A 20,578-nucleotide genomic window follows, 5' to 3' on the forward strand; every position below is an offset into this window, starting at 1 on the left:
ATGGAGAACATGAATCAACGGTCTTTAGTATCGCGCTACGTCGTTCTCATGGGAGTTTCGGGTTCCGGAAAATCTTCCGTGGGAGAAAAGTTGAGCCCTTTGGTGGGCCTGCCTTATAAAGACGGTGATGATATGCATCCGCAATCAAATATCGACAAAATGGAATCAGGCACCCCGCTTAATGATGAAGACAGGGCGCCGTGGTTGAAAAATATTGGTGAGGAACTCGCAGCCTCGGATGGTTTGATGATTGGGTGCAGTGCATTGAAGCGCTCCTACCGCGATCTAATCCGCAGCTACTGCCCGGAGGCAGTATTCGTACATCTGGCGGGAGACTTTGAGCTGCTCAGCGAACGTATGAAAGTGCGCACCGGCCACTTCATGCCGGCGTCGCTGCTGAAGTCTCAGTTTGAAACTTTGGAGCAGCTGGAGCCGGATGAAAAAGGCGTTGTGATTGATATTGCGCCTTCAAAGGAAGAGGTTGTGCAAGCCGCTGCTAACTACTTGGCAGGATCGCCCACAGAATCAGGACGACGATAAAACCGATTACGGAAATAAAGACCTGGTTTAAGGTCCAAGTGCGCAAGGTTGTGGAGACATCCATGCCCATGAGTCGGCCGACCAGCCAGAAACCGGAGTCGTTGACTAGGGAGGAGAATACGGAACCGGCGGCAGTGGCCAGAACCAACAGCGCGAGCTGAATCTCGTTCATGTTAGCGGCTTCAACGGCTGGGGCCATGAGTGCAGCAGCGGTGGTCAATGCAACCGTTGCGGAGCCTTGTGCCACGCGCAGGGCTGCAGCGACGAGGTATGCCGCGAAGATGACGGGGATGCCAAGGTCTGACATGGAATCAGCAAGCGCATCGCCGATACCGGAGGTGCGAAGGACACCACCGAACATGCCGCCGGCACCAGTAATCAGGATGACGGAACAGATTGGGCCCAAAGCGCCATCCATGAGCTTTTCGATGTTTTCGCGATCCTTCGGGCCAAGCACCGCCATGGCGATGATCAAAGTCAGAAGCAAAGCGATCGGGGTTTGACCGATGAAGGTGAGGATTTCTGCAAAGGTGTCTGTGGCATCGATCGTGCCAGCAACCGAAAGAGTGTTGACACCGGTGTTGCAGAAGATGAGCAGCATCGGCAGCATCATGACGCTGATGACCTTCAGCGGCGAGGCAGCGGTCGCGGGGTCGTGGTCGCTTTGCTCACCGAGCAGGGCATCGCTGACTTTGAAGGTGAATTTCTTACCGAGGAAGAGACCCCATAAGTAGCCGGAGACGTACCAGGTTGGTAGCGCAACGATGAGCCCTAGGCCGAGGATGTAGCCGATATCAGCGCTGAAGAATTCAGCAGCGGCAACAGGTCCTGGGTGCGGCGGCAAAAATACGTGCATGACTGAGAATGCACCGGCAGCGGGCATGCCGTAGGCAAGGACTGGTCCATCGAGGCGTCGCGCGACCGCGAAGATGACCGGGAGCATGACGATGAGCCCGGCGTCGAAGAAGATTGGAAAACCCATGATCAAAGACGCGATACCCAGTGCGAGCGGGGCGCGTTTGGCGCCGAAGGCGTTGACGAGGGCATCGGCGAGCGATTGTGCACCGCCGGAAGCTTCAACCAGTCTGCCGATCATGGCGCCAAGGCCCACGAGCAAAGCAACTGAGGCGATGGTTGAGCCAAAGCCATCAATCATGGTGGGCACAACACCGGCGATGGGGATGCCTGCAGCGATAGCTGTAAGCGCCGAGACGATGATGAGCGTGACAAATGCGTGGATTCGGAACTTGATGACAAGTAACAAAATCAGCACGATGGCTGCTAGCGCGATTCCGAGCAGGGGTCCTGCGGACATGGTGGGTTCCCAGGTCTCCATATAGTTCTCCTTATCTAAATGTTTCCCTGAGAATACACCGTGAGCGTTGTAGCATTAGAATATGAAATTTTGGGAGGAAGGCAAAGACCCAGATCCACGCTTCACCTTGGCGAATGAGCGCACATTTTTGGCGTGGATCCGGTCGTCTTTGGCCTTTCTAGCTGGTGGTATCGCGATTGAGATTTTTAATATCGAAGGCGTACCTGCCTGGATTAACTCGACAGTTTCATTCGTGGTGATTGTTACCGCAGCATTAGTAGCTGTTGGAGCAGCTTTTCGATGGGCCAAGGTTGAGCGCGCCATGCGAACCGGCAAGCCGATGCCTGCTCCAAGGCTAGTGCCAGTTTTGTCGGCTGCGGCGGCGATAGGCTGCGTCTTTGGTCTTGTGGTGATTTTGCTGTGAAAAATATGATGCGGCACCCCGATCCAGGTTTGCAACCAGAGCGCACCGTTATGGCCTGGACACGTACGTTGGTCTCATTCCTGGTGGTCGCGGGGTTAAGCATGCGTGTGTCAGCATCAATCCATGATGCAGCCTTTATTGTGATCACGGTTATCGCCGGAATTGCAGCGCTAAATATTGCGGTGCGCCAATCTGGGCGTTATCGGCGCACTAATGATGGACTGGTGCAGGAAAAAGTTAAACCTCAGGCGACATCTGTCATCGTCATGTCTGCGGCAGTGGCTCTTTTGGCTCTTGTCGTCTTGGCGATGAGGCTGATCTAAAGCAGCACAGTTAAGGTTAGGGACTATGAATAAAATCGGCATCATGGGTGGAACCTTCGACCCGATCCACCACGGCCACTTGGTGGCAGCCAGTGAGGCTGCATATCGCTTTGACTTGGATAAGGTCATCTTCGTGCCCACGGGGCAGCCGTGGCAAAAGGCAGACCGTGATGTCACGGATGCGGAGCATCGCTATTTGATGACGATGGTGGCAACGGCCTCCAACCCCCGGTTCACGGTATCAAGGGTGGATATTGACCGCGTGGGGCCGACATATACCATCGATACGCTGCGCGATATCCGCGAGTTTTACCCAGAGGCAGAGTTGTACTTTATTACTGGGGCGGATGCGCTAGCTTCGATTATGTCGTGGCGCGATTGGGAAGAGATGCTGGATATGGCGCACTTTGTTGGTGTGACCCGCCCTGGCTATCCGTTGACGCGCGACATGGTGCCGGAAGGTCAGCGCGATAATATTGAGCTGATTGATATCCCCGCGATGGCTATTTCCTCGACGGATTGCCGTGAACGTGCCCGGGGTGGGGAACCAGTGTGGTACTTGGTGCCGGACGGGGTAGTGCAGTATATTGCGAAAAATCACCTGTATAGCCCAAATGAAGGTAAAGCGCTGTAGATCGCTGTAAAGTTATTACCTGCTATACATATCGAAAAGTAAAGGATATTTGTGAGTATTACTGACGCAGCCCGCCGGATGGCGGAGTTGGCAGCGCATGCTGCTGATGAAAAGTCCGCCAGCAACATCGCTGTTTTTGATGTCTCTGACGTTTTGGCTATCACGGAACTTTTCGTCATCGCGTCTGCAGACAATGAGCGCCAGGTGCGTTCCATTGTTGAAGAGGTAGAAGATGCTTTGACGGCCGAAGGTTTCGAGCCGAAGCGTCGCGAAGGCGTGCGGGAAAACCGCTGGGTATTGCTGGATTACGGCTTTACCATTGTTCATGTTCAGCGCGAGCAGGAACGCGAGTACTACGGACTGGACCGTCTCTACCATGACTGCCCGCTCATTGAGATTGAAGGCATTGAACCGGCAACGCGTCCGGGTACGTGGGATAATATCCGCGATGCCCAGTCAATCGATGACATTCCTCTGGCTGAAAAAGAGCCGGAAGAAGACGAAGAGTACTAGGCTAATTTTTCATGGGTCGCCGTCTAATCCTGATCAGGCATGGTCAGACTGTTTACAACGCCACCGGTCGAATGCAGGGCCACTTGGATACAGCGCTGTCCAATGAAGGTGAGAAGCAGGCTGAAGCTGCCGGGCGACTGCTGAAAAATCAAGGAATCACGCGCATTCTTGCCTCCGATTTGTCGCGGGCTAGGGTGACGGCGGAGCTCGTCGGCAAGCAATTAGGCGTCGACGTGGAAGTGGATGCGCGCCTTCGCGAAACCCATTTGGGTAAGTGGCAAGGCATGACTTCTGCTGAGGTCGATGAGCAATTTCCAGGTGCGCGCGCCATCTGGCGCCATGACCCCACTTGGGCGCCACCGGGCGGGGAATCACGCGTTGAGGTGGCCGAACGCGCGCGTCCAGCCATTGATGATTTGATGCGTGAATATGTTGATTGGGACGGGCATACCGTCTTAGTCGTAGCGCATGGTGGTGCGATTTCGGCGTTGACCTGCAATCTAATCGCATTGCACAGTCAGCAGTATCAGATGCTTTCTGGTCTGAAGAACACACATTGGGCGCAGCTTACCGCCCGGCCATCTTTTGATCCGCAGCATCCTAATGCGCCAGTGCGCTTTAACTCTGACAACGTTGAAAACGCCAACTGGTATTTTGACGGCTGGAATATGGGCGCCCACGTTATTGGTGGCGCGGGGGCTGATATTTAATGCCGGTTCGAATAGTGACCGACTCATCCGCAGGCTTGCCCGATGAGATTATCGCAGAATTAGACATCACGGTGTGCCAATTGCACGTGATGGAACATGAAGATTCGGAAGCTACGACTTCAGCACTGTCCGCGCTGGAGATTGCCGCGGAATATGGCCGGCAAATGGAACGCGGTGGCGATGAAGGCATCGTCGGGCTGCACTTGGCCAAAGAACTATCGTCGACCTGGTCGGCAGCGGTTACTGCATCGGGAGTATTTCCTGATAATAAGGTGCGCGTGATTGAATCTGGCACCGCCGGCATGGTGCTGGGGGCGGCGGCGATGGCTGCTGCCAAGCTGGCAAAAGATGGCGCTGATGTCGATGAATGCTACGAAGTAGCGGAAGATACCCTCGCGCGTGGTAAGACCTGGGTCTATTTGAACTCCACCGATGAGATTCGCCGTTCCGGACGAATGTCCACAACAACGGCGATGATCTCTACCGCGCTGTTGGCTACTAAGCCCATTATGGCGCTTAACGATGGCAAATTGGAGCTCGTTGGCCGCACGCGCACGCAGACTAAAGGTTTTATCAAGCTGGTGGATCTGGTGGCATCGGAAGCCGGCGGCAAGCCTGTGTTTGTAGCCTTGCAACACAATGATGCGGAAGAAGAAGCAGAGATGCTGCAGGAACTTCTGGAACAAGCGCTGCCGGAAGGCTCCAGTTTTATCCTGACTGAGCTCAATGAAGTAATCGGGGTGCACGTGGGCGCGGGCGCGATTGGTGTCTCTGCGGTCTACTCAGTCTGATGGCAAACGCTTCGTCGATGAATCTGTGTCTTATCATCGCTTCGTGCGCGCGATGTACGACAACAAGGTGGTGCCGGCCTGGCTCATCGTTGATGCCCGCACCCTGGCCAAGTACGGCCTAGGCATGATCACGATGCCACATCTGCCGAAGTTCCTGCTGAAGAAATACATCGATTCCGGCTACCTGCACTCCGGCAAAACTCTCGAAGCATTGGCCAAGAATATCGGCGTCGACCCGCAAGGCCTGCGCGCGGAAGTAAAACGCTTCAATTCCTTTGCCGCATCGGGCGTGGATGAGGACTTCCACAAGGGCGAGCTGCTCTTTGGTCAGGTCGCTGGGGATCCAGAAAACACCCCTAATCCCAACCTGGCTCCGATTGAAAAAGGACCCTTCTACGCAATCAAAGTAGTTCCCACGCCACTGGCGACGTCTTTTGGAATCAGCATCAATGAACATGGTCAGGTCCTGGCCGAAGATGGCTCGGTAATTAGCGGTTTATACTCCGCGGGCAACGATGCGCAGTCGGTTATGGGCTCCGAATATCCGGGCGCGGGGGCGCAGGTCGGTGCCGCGATGACCTTCGGTTGGGCGGTCGCAAAGCACGCGTCTGTGGATAACTCTGCATCTTCGGTGACGTGTCATTAAAGTTATCCACAGATTTTGAGCCTGGGGCTATCGCGAAGTATTGACTTCGTCTTAGTCTCAGGTCATGAACCGAATTAGTGACCGTTTATCAGAACTGACCGCACCAACTGGTGAAGAACCTATCCTCGATGTTTCCTATCCGACCCCGCGTTTGAAAATCGCGCCATGGCAGGCCATTGTCGCCGCCTTGGCAATTATCATCAGCGTTTTATTATGGCTGGCGCTTACATCTCCGCCCGATTCAGATCAGCTCCCAGCCCTCGAAGCGGCCGAGCCCGTCGCGGCATCGGAAGAAGCGCTGCCGGAAGAGGTGGTGGTGTCACTCGTCGGCGCGGTAGAGCGCCCTGGCATCATCACTCTGCCGCAAGGTGCGCGCATCGCGGATGCCTTGGAAGTCTCCGGACTCGCAGCTGATGCGGATATCATTTCCATCAACCATGCACAAGTGCTTGTCGATGGCGAACAGATCTACGTCCACAAAATCGGCGAAGCCCCTCCTACAGGTACCGAAGCAGACGGCGAATCTGGTGGCGGCGATAGCTCAAAGATCAATCTCAACACCGCTTCGGCGACTGAATTAATGCAGCTACCTGGGGTGGGCGAAGTAACTGCAGAGGCGATTGTTTCACACCGCGATACCGTGGGGAAGTTCTCCGCGATCGAAGATCTTTTGGATATCAGCGGCATTGGTCCGGCAAAATTTGAAAAGCTCCACGAGCTTGTGACTGTGTAGAAACACATGCGTGAGCTTCGTCTGGTGCCCTCGGCGCTTACTGTATGGGCAGTGGCGCTTTTGGTCTTGTGCGGATATCTGCCAGTAGCAGCAATTGCGTTGCTGATTGCCACGGCTGGGATGGTGATATTTAAACAGTTCGGACAGGCGATTCTAGTGTCCGCACTGGGGCTGGTGTCCATGTTAGTGACCCACGTGCGTATGCGCCGTGCGCCGGACGAGATATCCATGGGCAGGGTGACGATGAGTCCGACGGAGACATCGTCAGGCTTTCTTATCCGGCTGCACGCTGAAGGCGCTACCTATCCTGTCTTTGTTGAAGAACTTCCCGAGGGCATCGATACCGGCTCCATCGTGGAGGTCAACGCGCGCTGGAGTGAATCCAAATCACCGAGTGTTTCCGGCGTCATCGGCAATGGAGAGGTGGTTGAGTTCTCTGAAGCCGATGGAATCGCGATACGCGTCTCTGACAATTTCCGCGAGGTAGTGCAAGCATCTGTTGGTGAGGCCTCCCAAGGGTTGATTCCAGGCATGGTGCTCGGGGATACGTCGTTGCAAGATACCGCGCAGCAAGAACTGTTTATTGATACCGGTCTTTCGCATCTCTCCGCGGTATCAGGCGCCAATGTTGCAATCGTGCTGACTGCTTTCTTCTTGTTGTGTCGCTGGGTCGGATTAGGTCCACGCGTGCAGGTCATTTCTGCCGGCTTCGCGCTCTTTGGCTTCGTGGTCTTAGTCGGAACCGAGCCCTCGGTCCTGCGCGCGAGCGTTGCCGGAGTCGTTGGCCTGTTGGCGGTGGTAAATTCCTCGCGGGCGGAGCCGATTCACTCACTCTGTATTGGTGTCATCGGGCTGATTGTGTGGGATAGCGATATGGCCGCGAGCTTCGGCTTTGCGCTCTCGTGCGCGGCCACGGCATCTATCGTGGTGCTGACTCCCATGATGCACCGCGTGCTTGCACCATTGAACTGGCCCGATGTCCTATCCCGCGCACTGGCCGTCGCGATTGCCGCTGACTTTGCCACCATGCCGATCGTGGCGCTGATGGCCGGTGAAGTGTCCCTGGTATCTGTGCTAGTCAATGTGCTGGTAGCGCCCGTCTCCGCGCCGATTACCATCGTGGGGCTCATTGCCGCAGGTCTTGCACAGTTGCCTATCGATGCCCCCGCCATCCTTCTGCTGAAACTCATCGAACCGTGCACCTGGTGGATTTATCACATCGCGGCCGGCGCGCAGCAGCTTCCACTCGCCGTGATTGCCGCGTCACCCATCGCGGTGCTGCTTGCCTACGGCTGGATTATCGCGGGCCTTGTCTATGGACATCCGCGAAAGACCTTCGCTGTCATCGCCACGCTGCTCATTATCTTCGGCGTTAATTTCCAACCGCGCCCGCAACCATTGGAGATTAGACAAGTACACACCGTAAACCGTGAAGAAGATATCGATAACGTTCCTGCTGGCACCCAGGCGATTGTGGTCCTCGATGGTGAAGGACAAAAGAGCACCCGGGGAATCCAAACCCCTGACGGCATCCCGGTGCTCTTTCCGAACCGCGATGGGGAAGTCACCGTGTATTCGGATGGAACCCAGCACGCTGCGGACGGGAGATTTTAGGTGTTCTATGATGGTCTGCATGGAACCGGTGCACCTGATTGTGGGCGATGATGAATTTTTGGCAGAGCGTGCCCGCAGGTCTATCCAAAAAGCGGCGGCAGAAGAAACCGGGGAACAGCCGGAGCTGAAGATTCTGCGCGCGGCAGAAGTCACCGAATGGGAGTTGATTGAGGCGACTAGCCCGTCGCTCTTTGGGGAGACCCGCGTGATTGTCATTGCGGATACGGAGCGAGTTGGCTCGGCGCTGATCAAACTCATCGTCGATGCGGCGAAAGACCCCGCGCCGGGCATGACGATGGTGATTAACTTCGCGACGTCGCGGAAGAACCTCAAGAACCGCAAGAAGCCGCCGGAGCTGATGGCGAAGCTGCAAAAGCTTGCGCGCGTGCATGAGGTCTTTAGCCTCTATGACAATGAGGTCAAGCCCTGGGCGACGCGTGAGTTCGCAGCGCACGGGATTCGGCCGACTCCAGATGTTGTGGATGCGTTGCTCTCAGGTGTGGGCTCGGATCTGCGAGCGCTCGCGGCAGCGATTTCGCAGCTGGTAGCTGATACCGGTGGCAACGTCACCAGGCAAACAGTCCAGCGGTACTACGCCGGTGTTGCTGAAGTAGAAAACTGGGATATCGCTGATGCGGCGGTGGCAGGGCGCGCGGGCGAGGCCATCGCTACGTGTCGTCGTGCGCTGCAATTAGGCGCAGAACCCGTGGGCATTGCGGCGGCGCTGGCGAATAAGGTCGGCGTGATTGCCAGGCTGTATACCGCGCGTGGGGACAAGTTCTCTTTGGCAAAACAGTCGGGACTGCATCCTTATGTCGCGGAGAAAACCGCGCCGATTGCTAGGCGCTGGTCGGGCGATAATATCAGCAAGGCCGTCATTATTGTTTCTGACCTCGATGGACAGGTCAAAAGTTTAGGCCGCGATGGTGCGGACTATGCGGTTGAGGCGGCCGTTAGGCAGATCGCGCAGCTTGCACGATAAACTAGACGGCATGAGTGAACAAAATAGTGAGCAGGAAATTGCCGAGTTTGCGAGCAAACTTTTTGACTTAGCGCGCAATGGCGATATCACCCTGGTTGAGTACATTAAGCAGGGCGTTAGCGTAGATATGGTCAACCAAGACGGCCAGTCTTTTGTCATGCTCGCCGCATACAACGGGCATCCGGAGCTGGTCAAGGCTTTGGTCGAAGTAGGAGCAGATGTGAACCTGCTTAATGATCGCAACCAGTCGCCATTGGCGGGCGCTATTTTCAAGAAAGAAGACGCCGTCATCGACGCCCTACTAGAAGCGGGTGCCAACCCGAATGCTGGTACTCCCAATGCGGTTGATACCGCCAAGATGTTCGGCCGCGAGGATCTTCTGGGACGCTTCGAGTGAGTTTGTCCTCCCTTGCCACAATCGTTGCTTTAAACCTGTTGGGGGCGCTAAGCCCAGGCCCTGACACCATCCTGATTACGCGCCTGGCGACGAAATCTCGTCGTCATGCCGTCGCTGCGGTGACAGGTATTCAAGTGGGCGTTTTGATGTGGACCTCGCTCACCGTACTGGGCGCGGCAGCCTTGTTGACGGCATTCCCGCAGCTTTTAGGTCTGGTGCAGCTACTCGGCGGTAGCTGGTTGGTCTACATGGGGTATTCCACTTTCAAAGCAGGGTGGGATTCGCGCAGCGCGGTGCCCATGTCACTGGCGGAGCAGGAAGCCCAGTTGGGTCGGCTGCGGCATACCTTTCGCACAGGCTTAGCGACGAATCTCTCGAATCCCAAGATCGTCTTATTCCTCTCGGCGTTGATTGCGCCACTTTTGCCGGCGAGTCCATCGATAGGCGTAGCGATCACGCTGATTTTGGCGATGAGCTTTTCTTGCTACGTAATGTTCGTCATTATCGCTTTCGTGGTCTCCACAAAGGCCGTACGCCGTAAGCTTTTGGCGGCCGGCCCGTGGATTGATATCGCCGCTGGTTCCTTCTTCATGATTGCGGGTGTAGCACTGGCAATCACTGGATTGCGCGATATCGTCGGCTTTTAAAGCTTAAGCTCTTCGGTTGTTGCCAGCGACCATACCCACTGCATCCACGACAACACGGTGCCCGCGCGGCGGGTGACGGTGGATGCGGATAGTTCCAGGTTCGATGCCTCCATGATGGACACAATGGTGGCGCGGTCGGGAACTTCTCCTTTTTCTAGGGCTCTAGCTAATACCACGTGGAAGACTTCATGGCGCAGCAGCGCTTTGATGAGTGCTACGTTGCGGTCGTTGCGCTCACTGGCCATAACCTTCGCGCCGAAATCCGTCAGTGACCACATGCGGTTGGTATCGTTTACCAGCCCCAGATACTTCGCGGCGCCGGTGTAATAGTTGGTTTGGCGCGAGGTGAAATCATAGTTCTCAGTAATCGCCTCAACACTGAGCTCAGAATCTTGCAGCTGCTCGCACAGGTTAATCACGCGCGCGAAGCTATCGGCCTGTGGGAAGGGGATAGCTTCCGGCTCCGCCATGATGGGCACTGTCTTGAGCAGCTTGTCGATGACATCTAGCGTGATACTCGACGGTGTCAGCGTATAGCGCGCCGACTTTACAAGCCGAATGGATTCCGGCCGCAGTATATCGTCGAAGTCGAAGCGGTAGAGATGGAAAATGCCGTTGGAATAGACCTGATAGATAGGTGCGACTGGCTTAGACAGGCTTTGAGAAAAGCGCCGGAAAGGGAAGTAAAGCTGGCGGATATTGAAATCATCCGAGAGATGGTTCTTGGCTTCAATAAGTCCCAGCACATCCGCTGATTCCAAGCCGGCATCAATTTCCATCTGCGCCTTGGACACCTGGAAATCACCGCAGGCAAGGCGAACATCAATGCTCCCGGTAGACATTCTGCCCGCTACGGTGGCTTGCAGCGTAGATGTTTCTAGAAAGTCATCCAGGATATGGGAGAGCGCGGATGCATTTAAAGCTGCTGATTCAGAGGTGATGTCAACCGGATTCAGCGATTCAATATCATCCGGAAAAGGCATATACCGGACGGGGCCAAGCGTTTCTGGTTCAGGAAACTTCGCAAAAAGGTCGAACTTGCCCACTAAGTACTCAAAGCGCGAAAGCGGAATGATATTAAGGCCGAGTTCTTTAAAAATCCAAGGCCTGGCCGCTGTGGAATCATGCTTGGCCATCAAGCGGGGTTCGCGAAGAGAGAGCTCTTTAAGTTCGGCGGCGGTGATGCGGAAGAAGCCGGCATCGTTAAGCTGCTTGTGCCTAAAAACCCGCAACCAGCCATAGTCATTGCGCCCTAGCGTCTGGCTGCTTTTTACGCCGAAGTGGGTGCGGAGCTCAGCTTCACTTGTCATAGTTTCTTACTAGCACCTCATCGACTTTGCCGCGCTTGGATGCCACGGAATTAATCGCGCGGGATGCGCCTACGATATCCACGTGGTAATCCGCGTACAGCTCACGAATGAATTCCGTGGCGGAATTAGACAGCATCCACTTCACGCCGCGTGCGGTGAGCTCATCGCACAGCTCTTTGAGCTCCGCTTGATTGTCGCGGCCGAACCCACCGGCGGCATAACCAACAAAGTTACTGGTGACATTGACCGGGTCATAAGGCGGATCGAAGTAGACAAAATCGCCGGCCTGGGCTGCCGAGACGGCATCTTTGAAATCGCCATTTAAAAAGGTGACGTCGTTGTCACGCAGGTAGATGTTGATGGCGTTGAGAGTCTTTTCATCACAAATGAGGGGCTTTTTATAGCGCCCAAAAGGCGAGTTGAACTGGCCGGCCTGGTTGACGCGATACAGCCCGTTGTAGCAGGTCTTGTTTAAATAAACCGTGCGGGCAGCGCGCTTCACAGGGGAGAGCGCAGCAAATACTTCGGCGTCACGGTCTAATGCACGCAGCTGGTAGAAGAATTCCTCCTCATTGGGATAATTCTGAAGCTCCGCGATGAGCGCTTCTACATCCGTGCGAACCACGGTGTACAAGTTGACCAGCTCAGCGTTGAGGTCATTGACCACAGCCTTTTCTGGAGCCAGGGACCACAAAACCGCGCCACCACCTAGAAAAGGCTCAAAATAGGTTGAGTAGCCCGTTGCCGGTAGGGCAGCGTGAATATGTGGCAAAAGCTGGCGTTTTCCGCCGACCCACTTTACCAAGGGCTTCAGGTTCGTCATCGTTAAAGTATCTTAGCCGCCCCGCCGGACTAACCCAGCATTAGTTCGAACATCATTAGAAAACACCTGGTGCCCCACACAATTGCTTGCATGGGGCACCAGGTGATGCTTTAAGCCAAGATTAGTTCATCTTGTTGAAAGCGGCAGCCATACCGGACTTCTTGTTAGCCGCGTTGTTGCGGTGGAAGACGCCCTTGGATACGGACTTGTCCAATGCGCGGGAAGCCTTGCGCAGCTGTGCCTCAGCACCAGCCTTGTCGCCAGCCTCAACCAAGGCGCGGAACTTGCGGATCTCGGTGCGGACTGCAGAGCGAACGGACTTGTTACGCAGACGTGCCTTCTCGTTGGTGAGAACGCGCTTTTGCTTGGACTTGATATTTGCCATGAGATATACCTCTTGTAAATCTATAGTGATTGGATATTTAACCTCATGTGCACAGCTCCCAACTTCCCGAAGGGGAAGTTTTGGCGATTAACGAGCGGACCCAAGGTCCTGACCGCTAGCGCAATCGCGCACAAAAAGTTAACTAACCTGGATACAGTACCAAGGGCTGGGGCAAATATTCAAATTCTTATCCCCAGTGGAATTTCTGGCGCAGACGGTTGGCAATGCGCTCAAAGCGGCGCTCCGGGAACAAGATGCCTTTGCGGCGTACTTGCTCTTCCGATACTTCTAGTACGCGGTCGAGACGCACCCAGCACTGCCGGCGCGAATCATCCCATTCACCTGAGCCGATGGCCAACCAGGCTTCATCGTCAGCATGCGAAGCATTAGGGGAGATCAAAAGTCCCAAAACCGTGGAGCGAGTACGACCTACTAATAAAATGGCGCGCTCCGTCGGTGGCGAGCTGGGGCCTTCAGTTGGTGCCCACACCCACACGACTTCGCCGGAGTCGGCTTGGCCGTCCATATCGGGCGCGAAAAAGATCGAGCGTGCGCGTGCCTCGGTGTGCTCAACACGAATTTTGGCAGGTTTGCGGGGATCAGTCCCGCCATGTGTTCCGTGCATGCCTAAGCGCGCATTGATGCGAGAAAGTCCAAGGTCTAAAGGCTCTTTCACCTCAATGCCAGCGACCTTGCGCAAGCGGGACACAAAGGTGTTATTCATATTCACCATCCTAACTCCTATTTTATAGGTTGTCTTCGGTATGGTTGGTACAAGCTTTCTTTATGTGCATGGAAATGGAATAGGAACCTTTTGACTAACAATTTTGCCGTTTCGACGTTGACGGATCCCTCCCGGATCCGGAACTTCTGCATCATCGCGCACATTGACCATGGTAAGTCGACGTTGGCAGACCGTATTTTGCAGCTGTCTAATGTTGTTGCAGCGCGCGATATGCGCGATCAGTATCTGGACAACATGGATATTGAGCGCGAACGCGGTATCACCATTAAGGCGCAGAACGTGCGTTTGCCGTGGATTCCTCGCTCGGGTGAGCACAAGGGGCAAGAAATTGTCCTGCAGATGATTGACACCCCAGGTCACGTTGACTTCTCTTATGAGGTATCGCGCTCTTTGGATGCGTGTGAAGGAGCCATTTTGCTTGTCGATGCCGCCCAGGGCATCGAAGCACAAACGCTGGCTAACCTTTATATGGCGATGGAAAATGACCTGGAAATCATTCCAGTGCTCAATAAGATTGACCTGCCTAATGCAGAGCCAGAAAAGTATGCGCTGGAAATCGCGAATATCATTGGCGTGGAGCCAGAAGAAGTATTGCGCGTTTCCGGTAAGACCGGTGAAGGCGTACCGGAGCTTTTGGACAAGGTTACTGAGCTTATCCCTGCGCCGAGTAGTGATTTCGGCGTGGATGCGCCCGCACGCGCGATGATTTTTGACTCGGTCTATGACACCTACCGCGGCGTGGTTACCTACATCCGCATGGTGGATGGCAAATTGGAGCCGCGTCAAAAAGTCCGCATGATGAACACTGGCGTGGAGCTGGATATCTTAGAGCTCGGTGTGGTTTCCCCGACGCCAACACCGGTCAAGGGCCTAGGGCCTGGTGAGGTTGGCTACCTGATTACCGGCGTGAAAGACGTGCGTGAGACCAAGGTGGGTGACACCGTCACCTGGGCCGCCAAGGGCGCGGATGAGCCGCTGACCGGTTACGCCGATCCGAAGCCAATGGTGTACTCGGGTCTGTTCCCAATTTCGCAGGCAGATTTCCCGGCTTTGCGTGATGCGTTGCAAAAGCTTCAGCTTAACGATGCCTCGCTGACCTACGAACCAGAAACCTCCGTCGCGTTGGGCTTTGGTTTCCGCTGTGGCTTCTTGGGCCTTTTGCACATGGAAATTACCCGTGACCGCCTGCAGCGCGAGTTCGACCTAGACCTGATTTCCACGGCGCCTTCGGTAACCTACCGTGTTTTGAGTGAAGATGGTTCGGAGCGGATGGTGCACAACCCTTCGGATTGGCCAAGTGGCAAAATTCCGGAGGTCTACGAGCCTATCGTGAAGATGACGATCATCGTTCCGGAGGCTTATGTGGGCCCGACGATGGAGCTGTGTCAGACCAAGCGTGGACAGATGCAGGGTATGGATTACCTGTCTGAAGACCGCGTGGAGTTGCGTTATGTCATGCCTTTGGGTGAGATTATTTTCGACTTCTTCGACATGCTCAAGTCTCGTACGAAGGGCTATGCTTCCCTCAACTACGAGGAAGCAGGTGAGCAGGAGGCAGACCTAGTCAAGGTTGATATCTTGCTTCAAGGCGAGCCAGTTGATGCGTTTTCGGCCATCGTGCACAAGGACAATGCCAATTACTACGGCAATAAGATGACCAAGAAGCTTAAAGAGCTCATCCCGCGCCAGCAGTTTGAGGTGCCTATTCAGGCTGCGATTGGCTCGAAGATCATTAGCCGTGAGAATATTCGCGCGATGCGCAAGGACGTGTTGTCTAAGTGCTATGGCGGCGATATTTCCCGTAAGCGCAAACTGCTGGAGAAGCAGAAGGCCGGTAAGAAGCGCATGAAGGCGATTGGTTCGGTCAACGTTCCGCAGGAAGCATTCGTGGCGGCGTTGTCCACTGATTCGGAATAAAACCGAAATAAACATCGCTAGACTTGGTTGGCATGGAATCACCTTCTGGAAATCCTTATAGCCAACTCAAGCCAAAGCGTAAGCTTCCACGGCAAGGGCAGCAACTGCCGCCTTTGCCCTACGTTGCCTCGACTATTGAGGGGCGCAGTGCCGGTGAGGTCTTTCGGGAAACCGGCACCGCGATGGTCGAAGAGCTCCAAGAATTGCGGCGCACGCTGCACCGTCATCCAGAAATCGGATTAGAGCTCCCGCGTACCCAAAAAGCGGTTTTGAATGCGCTGGAGGGTTTACCACTGGAGATTACCCTCGGCCAAGATTTAAGCTCGGTGACCGCAGTCATGCGCGGCGGCAAGCGCGGCGAACGCCCCGTCTCGGTGCTTTTGCGCGCGGACATGGATGCCTTGGCGGTGAAAGAACGCACCGGCAGTCCTTTTGCATCCACCAATGACTATATGCACGCATGTGGGCATGACCTGCATACCGCGGCTTTGGTGGGTGCCGCGCACATACTGTCCAAGCACCGTGAAGAAATCGCAGGCGATGTCATCTTCATGTTCCAGCCGGGCGAAGAAGGTCCCGGCGGGGCAGACATCATGATTGAGGAAGGCGTGTTGGATGTTGCCGGGCGCCGTCCAATCGCTGCCTATGGCCTGCACGTGGGCCCGCAAGACCGCGGGACTTTCCATTACATCAATGGCCCGACAATGGCCTCGTCTTCGAACCTAGCCGTGACAGTCTATGGCAAGGGTGGGCACGGTTCGCGTCCGCACGATGCCGTGGATCCGGTGACCTGTTTGGCAGAGATCATTACCTCCCTGCAAACCGCGATTACACGCCGCTTCGATGCACTTGAACCCATCGTGTTGACGGTGACCAATCTGCGCGCGGGCGATGGTGCTTTCAACGCGATTCCGGATCAGGCATCGTTCAGCGCGACAGTTCGCGTGCTGCGTGATGAGCAGATCAACGCCGTGCGCCAAGTGATCGGCGAAGTCACCTCCAATATCGCCGCTGCGCACCGCTGCTCCGTCGAAGTCGATTTCGAGGTCCTGTATCCCACCACCAAGACCAACGCGCGTGAGAACCAATTCGCAGCGACCGTGTGGGGCGCGCAATTTGGGCCAGACTCCATCCGCCAGTTTGAGGCACCAATGATGGCGTCTGAAGATTTCGGCGCGGTCCTTGCACAGGTCCCCGGCTCTTTCTTCTGGCTGGGCACTGCAAACCCGCAGACCCCTTATGCGCAGCGCGAATGGAATCACTCGCCGCTCGCGCGTTTCGATGACTCCATTTTGGGGGATCAGGCAGCTGCGTTGGCATCGATAGCCTTTGAGCGCCTTGCCACCGAAGACCAGCATCCTTCGACGATCACAAAGGCTGCCCGTACAGCGGTAAAAACGGGCAGCCCTAGTGCGAAAGCGGGAGAGCCAGTGAAGGCTCCAGAGGATTAATCCTTCTTTGACTCGTCTTCGTAGCCATCGGCCCATTTACCGGTGTCGAAGTCGTAGTCGACGTTGTCTCCGTCTTCATCGGTGCGCTGGTACCACTCGGTGTAGCGCTCAGAGGTGGAGTCGAAGTCAGCGCCGGCGCCGCGGCCCTCTTCTGCCGAGCGCACGGTGAGCTCAAAGTCATCGCCGTGTTCTTCCAGACCGCGAATAACCGCGTTGGCGACCGCCGTTTGCGCGTAGGTGCGGCGGATAAACATCGGGTCGCTGCGCAGGTCTTTGACAAAGGCGACCATCATCACCAGAAGCACCACACTAAACGGCAACGCGGATAGGATGGTCAGGTTCTGCAGACCGGAAAGTACATCTTCGCCGCCGGTGAGCAGCATGACGATTGCGATACCCATCATGCATAGCCCCCAGAAGACTACGAGCAGTTTATTCGGGGTCGGGTTGCCCTTGGACGACATTGTGCCCATGACCACCGAAGCTGAGTCAGCGGAGGTGATGAAGAAGATCGCCAGCACAAAGAGCAAGATAAACGGGGTGATTTGGCCGAGCGGGAGGTTCTGGAACATCGCAAAGAGCACAGCCTCGCCGCCTTCTGAGCCGTCGAAGCCTTCGACACCTTGCTGATGGAACGTAATGGCGGTGCCGCCGAAGACGGTAAAGGCCAAAATCAAAATCAAGGTTGGCGCAAATACGGTAACGACGGTGAATTCACGTAGCGTTCGGCCACGGGAGATGCGAGCTACGAACATGCCGACAAATGGTGTCCATGCGATCCACCAGGCCCAGTAGAAGGCGGTCCAGTAGGACTGGAATTCGATGGTTTCATCGCCCCAAGACAAGGATTTTGCCATCATCGGCAACAGCTCGTTGATGTACATCAAAATACCCGAAGGCAAAAGGTTGAGCAGCAAGAGTGTCGGGCCGACGATGAATACGAAGAGCACAAAAGCCAAGGTGAGCGAAATATTGATGTTGGAGAGGTAGCGCACCCCGCGTGAAACGCCGGACACGGCAGAGAAGATAAAGCCAATACCCAAAATCGCGATGATGATAACCAACGTGGTGTTGGTGGCAGGACCTGCGCCGGAGACGATTTCCACACCTTGGCCAATCTGCACGGCGGAAACACCCAAGGTTGCAGCGGTGCCGAACAAAGTGGCAATCAGCGCGAGAATATCAATGAGTTTGCCCAGTGGGCCATCGGTGTCACGCGAGCCAAAGAGCGGCTTGAAAATAGAAGAAATCAAGGTCACGCGGCCGCGGCGGTAGGAAGAATAAGCAATCGCGGCACCGACTAGGGCATAAGCTGCCCAGGGTGAAAGGCCCCAGTGGAAGTGCGATTGTGCCATCGCTTGGTGCAAGGCTTCGACGCTATTGCCGTCGACGGTGTGTGGCGGGGGAGTGATGTAATGTGACAGCGGTTCGGAAGGCCCATAGAAAAACAGCCCCACGCCGATGCCCGCACCGAACATCATGGCTACCCAGGAAAATCGCCGGAATTCTGGCTCTTCGTCGTCTTTTCCTAGCTTGATGCGCCCGAGCTTGGAGAATCCCACATAGGCCATGACCGCGATGGCCATGATCATTGTGAAGTTCAGCAGCCAACCGGCATTAGTTATAGCCCAGCTAAAGCCTGTCGATGCAGCCTCGGAGACCTGGTCGGGGCGCCACACGCCCCAAATGATGAAGCTAACAATGAGTACTGCGGTGACGGAGAAAATGATTTTGTCGACTGCGAAGCGGTTGCGTTGTTCTTCAACCGGGATACCTGGAACCAGGCCAGGGTGCATGTCGTGGGGATAAATTCCAACGGTAGTTTGGCGACTACCGCCTTGGGGAGGTTGCGATGGTTTATCGCTCATGCTGATCCTTAAGAGATCGATTACAAAATTATATAAATTAATGAGGGCTATCCATTATTCCGAAAAACCCAGGACAGCACAATTTTTAGGCTCAAGTGTGGGAGATTGATCAGCTTTAACCAGAGCCGTTCGCCATTAGTACTACTTAGGAAAATTCCATCGTTGTAAGCTATATTGGTTCGTGGAACTTAAATTTATACCTCGAAGTGAAAGTGGGTTTAGCGCTCATGAACTCCCCTTCGGAAGGATCACACGCTGCGGAGATCGCTTGCTTGGAAGAAGCCTTCGCGGTCTTTGAGTACTCGGAAGAGCACTTGCTCGATGGGTCATTTTTATTGGACGTGCATTCGAGCTAGTTAGCTCTCAAGCTACGTAACAGAAAGTAGTGCTTGGGTGTAGCTATGCTGGGGGTTTTCCCATATCTGCTCAATGGGGCCCTGCTCAACGATTTCCCCTTCATGCATCACCGCTACGTGTGTGCAGAGCTGACGCACGACGGCTAAGTCGTGAGAAATAAATAGCAGAGTCAAATCCAGCTGCTCGACTAAGGAATTTAAAAGATCGAGGATCTGCAAGCGCACGGAGACATCGAGCGCGGAGACTGCTTCATCGGCAAGCAAAATATCAGGATTGCCAACAATTGCGCGCGCAATGGAGATTCTTTGACGCTGCCCGCCGGAAAATTCATGCGGATAGCGCGTGGCGTGCTCGGGTAGAAGACCTACTGCTGTGAGTACTTTGTCCACCTGGGCGGTGACATCGCGTTTTTCCGGCAGCCCTTCGGCGATAATCGAGCGCACGGTCATGCGCGGGTCTAAAGAGCCCTGGGGGTCTTGGAAAACCATCTGCAGCGAGCCGGACACGGTGACATTTCCTGAGGTCGGCTGAGTCAGCCCTGCAATCATGTTCAGCAGGGTGCTCTTTCCGGAACCGGAGCCACCGACTAGACCCCAGCGGCTGCTGCGGGGGATTTCTAAACTGACCTGGTGTGCGGCGGTATTTGTGCCGTAGATTTTGCTCACGTTATCGAGGCGCACGGCAATCTCCGTTGCGGCAGCCGGGTGCGTTGTGGGGCTACCAAGTTGGGAAGCCGCGATAAGTTCTTGGGTATAAGAATGCTGCGGGTTGTGAAGCACATCGGCGGTGGCACCAGATTCGACAATCACACCTGATTGCAGCACGAGAGTTTCGGTGCACATGCGCCCCACAACGCCTAAGTCGTGGGTAATAAATAGCAAAGACAGGCCACGATCCTCCACCAGCTTTTCTACCAGGTTTAAGATTTCTGCTTGCGTGGTGGCATCGAGTGCGGTGGTGGGCTCATCACAAATGAGCAGGTCTGGATCTTGTGCGAGCGCCATGGCAATCATGACGCGCTGGCGCTGCCCGCCCGATAGCTGGTGCGGATAGCGCGAGCCGAAGGAGGAATCCAGGCCAACTTCTTCCAACAACCGTGTAGTAGCTGCTGTGGAGGCGGGGATTTGCTTGGAGACTTTCATTAGCGGGTCTAGTGCGCTCATGGGCTCTTGGAAGATCATGGCGATCTTGTTACCGCGCAGCTTCGACATCTCGCGGTCAGACAACCCGAGCAGCTCACGGCCGTGGAAAGTAATCGAGCCGGAAGTACGCAAAGCCTGTGGCAAAAGCCCGATGATGGACAAAGCCGTCAGTGACTTGCCGGAGCCGGATTCGCCGATAAGACCAACGCGTCCGCCGCGGGGGATTTCCAGAGATATCCCCTCCAGTAGTGGAGTGGAATTGGTGCTGACCTGTAGATCGGTGATCTGAAGAATAGGAGTATCAGTCACGA

General features: G+C 55.2%; 23 protein-coding genes. 16 read left to right on the forward strand and 7 right to left on the reverse strand.

Annotation, left to right across the window (positions count from 1 at the left end):
* The first annotated feature begins 9 nt into the window (after positions 1-9).
* Complete coding sequence (locus CSTAT_RS03725) at positions 10-540, forward strand: gluconokinase (RefSeq protein ID WP_075723784.1); 531 nt, start codon at positions 10-12, stop codon at positions 538-540.
* On the opposite strand, the gene CSTAT_RS03730 is transcribed toward CSTAT_RS03725, so the two are convergent.
* The gene (locus CSTAT_RS03730) at positions 497-1,876 is read right to left on the reverse strand and encodes a GntP family permease (RefSeq protein WP_075722511.1); all 1,380 of its coding nucleotides are present in this window, start codon (positions 1,874-1,876) and stop codon (positions 497-499) included. The genes CSTAT_RS03725 and CSTAT_RS03730 overlap by 44 nt on opposite strands.
* Positions 1,877-1,937: 61 nt before the next feature.
* Between CSTAT_RS03730 and CSTAT_RS03735 the strand changes: the two genes are divergently transcribed.
* The 12 genes from CSTAT_RS03735 to CSTAT_RS03790 all read left to right on the forward strand — a co-directional run bounded on the left by CSTAT_RS03735 (position 1,938) and on the right by CSTAT_RS03790 (position 10,269).
* Positions 1,938-2,279, forward strand: a complete 342-nt coding sequence (locus tag CSTAT_RS03735; RefSeq protein ID WP_075722512.1) for a YidH family protein — start codon at positions 1,938-1,940, stop codon at positions 2,277-2,279.
* A 5-nt stretch (positions 2,280-2,284) separates the two neighbouring features.
* Entirely contained in the window at positions 2,285-2,602 is a 318-nt protein-coding gene (locus CSTAT_RS03740) for a DUF202 domain-containing protein (RefSeq protein ID WP_075723785.1), read from the forward strand.
* Positions 2,603-2,627: 25 nt separating this feature from the next.
* A complete protein-coding gene (gene nadD, locus CSTAT_RS03745) occupies positions 2,628-3,236 on the forward strand; it encodes a nicotinate-nucleotide adenylyltransferase (protein WP_066792784.1) in 609 nt (202 codons plus the stop codon).
* A gap of 51 nt (positions 3,237-3,287) precedes the next feature.
* Entirely contained in the window at positions 3,288-3,749 is a 462-nt protein-coding gene (rsfS, locus tag CSTAT_RS03750; protein WP_075722513.1) for a ribosome silencing factor, read from the forward strand.
* An 11-nt stretch (positions 3,750-3,760) separates the two neighbouring features.
* On the forward strand, positions 3,761-4,459 hold the full coding sequence (locus tag CSTAT_RS03755; RefSeq protein ID WP_066792787.1) for a histidine phosphatase family protein: 699 nt from the start codon (positions 3,761-3,763) through the stop codon (positions 4,457-4,459).
* Entirely contained in the window at positions 4,459-5,250 is a 792-nt protein-coding gene (locus CSTAT_RS03760) for a DegV family protein (RefSeq protein ID WP_075722514.1), read from the forward strand. Before CSTAT_RS03755 ends, CSTAT_RS03760 begins: the two co-directional genes overlap by 1 nt.
* On the forward strand, positions 5,225-5,896 hold the full coding sequence (locus tag CSTAT_RS03765; RefSeq protein ID WP_244892897.1) for an FAD-binding protein: 672 nt from the start codon (positions 5,225-5,227) through the stop codon (positions 5,894-5,896). The genes CSTAT_RS03760 and CSTAT_RS03765 overlap by 26 nt, the downstream gene beginning before the upstream one ends.
* A 64-nt stretch (positions 5,897-5,960) precedes the next feature.
* On the forward strand, positions 5,961-6,629 hold the full coding sequence (locus CSTAT_RS03770; protein WP_075722515.1) for a helix-hairpin-helix domain-containing protein: 669 nt from the start codon (positions 5,961-5,963) through the stop codon (positions 6,627-6,629).
* Positions 6,630-6,635: 6 nt separating this feature from the next.
* Complete coding sequence (locus tag CSTAT_RS03775) at positions 6,636-8,243, forward strand: ComEC/Rec2 family competence protein (RefSeq protein ID WP_075722516.1); 1,608 nt, start codon at positions 6,636-6,638, stop codon at positions 8,241-8,243.
* Between the two features lie 10 nt (positions 8,244-8,253).
* Entirely contained in the window at positions 8,254-9,225 is a 972-nt protein-coding gene (gene holA / locus CSTAT_RS03780; RefSeq protein WP_075723786.1) for a DNA polymerase III subunit delta, read from the forward strand.
* A gap of 10 nt (positions 9,226-9,235) precedes the next feature.
* Positions 9,236-9,622: an ankyrin repeat domain-containing protein gene (locus CSTAT_RS03785; RefSeq protein ID WP_075722517.1), complete on the forward strand. Its 387-nt coding sequence runs from the start codon at positions 9,236-9,238 to the stop codon at positions 9,620-9,622.
* Positions 9,619-10,269, forward strand: coding sequence for a LysE family translocator (locus CSTAT_RS03790; RefSeq protein WP_075722518.1), 651 nt, complete (start codon positions 9,619-9,621; stop codon positions 10,267-10,269). The genes CSTAT_RS03785 and CSTAT_RS03790 overlap by 4 nt, the downstream gene beginning before the upstream one ends.
* On the opposite strand, the gene CSTAT_RS03795 is transcribed toward CSTAT_RS03790, so the two are convergent.
* From CSTAT_RS03795 to CSTAT_RS03810, 4 genes are all read right to left on the reverse strand, one after another.
* On the reverse strand, positions 10,266-11,579 hold the full coding sequence (locus tag CSTAT_RS03795; protein ID WP_075722519.1) for a type II restriction enzyme: 1,314 nt from the start codon (positions 11,577-11,579) through the stop codon (positions 10,266-10,268). The genes CSTAT_RS03790 and CSTAT_RS03795 overlap by 4 nt on opposite strands.
* Positions 11,569-12,402 (reverse strand): DNA adenine methylase, encoded by an 834-nt coding sequence (locus tag CSTAT_RS03800; RefSeq protein WP_075722520.1) that lies wholly within the window; start codon positions 12,400-12,402, stop codon positions 11,569-11,571. The genes CSTAT_RS03795 and CSTAT_RS03800 overlap by 11 nt, the downstream gene beginning before the upstream one ends.
* Positions 12,403-12,523: 121 nt before the next feature.
* Positions 12,524-12,787 (reverse strand): 30S ribosomal protein S20, encoded by a 264-nt coding sequence (gene rpsT / locus CSTAT_RS03805; protein ID WP_066792805.1) that lies wholly within the window; start codon positions 12,785-12,787, stop codon positions 12,524-12,526.
* Between the two features lie 187 nt (positions 12,788-12,974).
* Positions 12,975-13,511, reverse strand: coding sequence for a type II toxin-antitoxin system PemK/MazF family toxin (locus tag CSTAT_RS03810; protein WP_191374203.1), 537 nt, complete (start codon positions 13,509-13,511; stop codon positions 12,975-12,977).
* Between the two features lie 90 nt (positions 13,512-13,601).
* Between CSTAT_RS03810 and lepA the strand changes: the two genes are divergently transcribed.
* Positions 13,602-15,449: a translation elongation factor 4 gene (lepA, locus tag CSTAT_RS03815; protein WP_075722521.1), complete on the forward strand. Its 1,848-nt coding sequence runs from the start codon at positions 13,602-13,604 to the stop codon at positions 15,447-15,449.
* 32 nt (positions 15,450-15,481) lie between these two features.
* Positions 15,482-16,900 carry a M20 metallopeptidase family protein gene (locus tag CSTAT_RS03820; RefSeq protein ID WP_075722522.1) on the forward strand — a complete coding sequence of 473 codons (1,419 nt, stop codon included), beginning with the start codon at positions 15,482-15,484 and terminating at the stop codon, positions 16,898-16,900.
* Here CSTAT_RS03820 and CSTAT_RS03825 read toward each other — a convergent pair.
* Positions 16,897-18,768, reverse strand: a complete 1,872-nt coding sequence (locus tag CSTAT_RS03825) for a BCCT family transporter (RefSeq protein ID WP_075722523.1) — start codon at positions 18,766-18,768, stop codon at positions 16,897-16,899. The two genes, CSTAT_RS03820 and CSTAT_RS03825, sit on opposite strands and share 4 nt — an antisense overlap.
* A 227-nt stretch (positions 18,769-18,995) precedes the next feature.
* On the opposite strand from CSTAT_RS03825, the gene CSTAT_RS13900 reads away from it, so the two are divergent.
* The gene (locus CSTAT_RS13900; protein WP_257721513.1) at positions 18,996-19,124 is read left to right on the forward strand and encodes a hypothetical protein; all 129 of its coding nucleotides are present in this window, start codon (positions 18,996-18,998) and stop codon (positions 19,122-19,124) included.
* A gap of 12 nt (positions 19,125-19,136) precedes the next feature.
* Here CSTAT_RS13900 and CSTAT_RS03830 read toward each other — a convergent pair whose 3' ends face one another.
* A complete protein-coding gene (locus tag CSTAT_RS03830) occupies positions 19,137-20,576 on the reverse strand; it encodes an ATP-binding cassette domain-containing protein (RefSeq protein WP_083640648.1) in 1,440 nt (479 codons plus the stop codon).
* Between the last annotated feature and the right edge of the window lie 2 nt (positions 20,577-20,578).

Origin of the sequence: Corynebacterium stationis (assembly GCF_001941345.1) — a bacterium.
GTDB classification, from domain to species: Bacteria; Actinomycetota; Actinomycetes; order Mycobacteriales; family Mycobacteriaceae; genus Corynebacterium; species Corynebacterium stationis.

What these genes read in the sequence shown, in the direction of transcription:
- CSTAT_RS03725 (WP_075723784.1), top strand. Translation starts at nt 10, where the DNA reads ATGAATCAACGGTCTTTAGTATCGCGCTACGTCGTTCTCATGGGAGTT.
- CSTAT_RS03730 (WP_075722511.1), bottom strand. Translation starts at nt 1,876, where the DNA reads ATGGAGACCTGGGAACCCACCATGTCCGCAGGACCCCTGCTCGGAATC.
- CSTAT_RS03735 (WP_075722512.1), top strand. Translation starts at nt 1,938, where the DNA reads ATGAAATTTTGGGAGGAAGGCAAAGACCCAGATCCACGCTTCACCTTG.
- CSTAT_RS03740 (WP_075723785.1), top strand. Translation starts at nt 2,285, where the DNA reads ATGATGCGGCACCCCGATCCAGGTTTGCAACCAGAGCGCACCGTTATG.
- nadD (WP_066792784.1), top strand. Translation starts at nt 2,628, where the DNA reads ATGAATAAAATCGGCATCATGGGTGGAACCTTCGACCCGATCCACCAC.
- CSTAT_RS03755 (WP_066792787.1), top strand. Translation starts at nt 3,761, where the DNA reads ATGGGTCGCCGTCTAATCCTGATCAGGCATGGTCAGACTGTTTACAAC.
- CSTAT_RS03760 (WP_075722514.1), top strand. Translation starts at nt 4,459, where the DNA reads ATGCCGGTTCGAATAGTGACCGACTCATCCGCAGGCTTGCCCGATGAG.
- CSTAT_RS03770 (WP_075722515.1), top strand. Translation starts at nt 5,961, where the DNA reads ATGAACCGAATTAGTGACCGTTTATCAGAACTGACCGCACCAACTGGT.
- CSTAT_RS03775 (WP_075722516.1), top strand. Translation starts at nt 6,636, where the DNA reads ATGCGTGAGCTTCGTCTGGTGCCCTCGGCGCTTACTGTATGGGCAGTG.
- holA (WP_075723786.1), top strand. Translation starts at nt 8,254, where the DNA reads ATGGTCTGCATGGAACCGGTGCACCTGATTGTGGGCGATGATGAATTT.
- CSTAT_RS03785 (WP_075722517.1), top strand. Translation starts at nt 9,236, where the DNA reads ATGAGTGAACAAAATAGTGAGCAGGAAATTGCCGAGTTTGCGAGCAAA.
- CSTAT_RS03795 (WP_075722519.1), bottom strand. Translation starts at nt 11,579, where the DNA reads ATGACAAGTGAAGCTGAGCTCCGCACCCACTTCGGCGTAAAAAGCAGC.
- CSTAT_RS03800 (WP_075722520.1), bottom strand. Translation starts at nt 12,402, where the DNA reads ATGACGAACCTGAAGCCCTTGGTAAAGTGGGTCGGCGGAAAACGCCAG.
- rpsT (WP_066792805.1), bottom strand. Translation starts at nt 12,787, where the DNA reads ATGGCAAATATCAAGTCCAAGCAAAAGCGCGTTCTCACCAACGAGAAG.
- CSTAT_RS03810 (WP_191374203.1), bottom strand. Translation starts at nt 13,511, where the DNA reads ATGAATAACACCTTTGTGTCCCGCTTGCGCAAGGTCGCTGGCATTGAG.
- CSTAT_RS03820 (WP_075722522.1), top strand. Translation starts at nt 15,482, where the DNA reads ATGGAATCACCTTCTGGAAATCCTTATAGCCAACTCAAGCCAAAGCGT.
- CSTAT_RS03825 (WP_075722523.1), bottom strand. Translation starts at nt 18,768, where the DNA reads ATGAGCGATAAACCATCGCAACCTCCCCAAGGCGGTAGTCGCCAAACT.
- CSTAT_RS13900 (WP_257721513.1), top strand. Translation starts at nt 18,996, where the DNA reads ATGAACTCCCCTTCGGAAGGATCACACGCTGCGGAGATCGCTTGCTTG.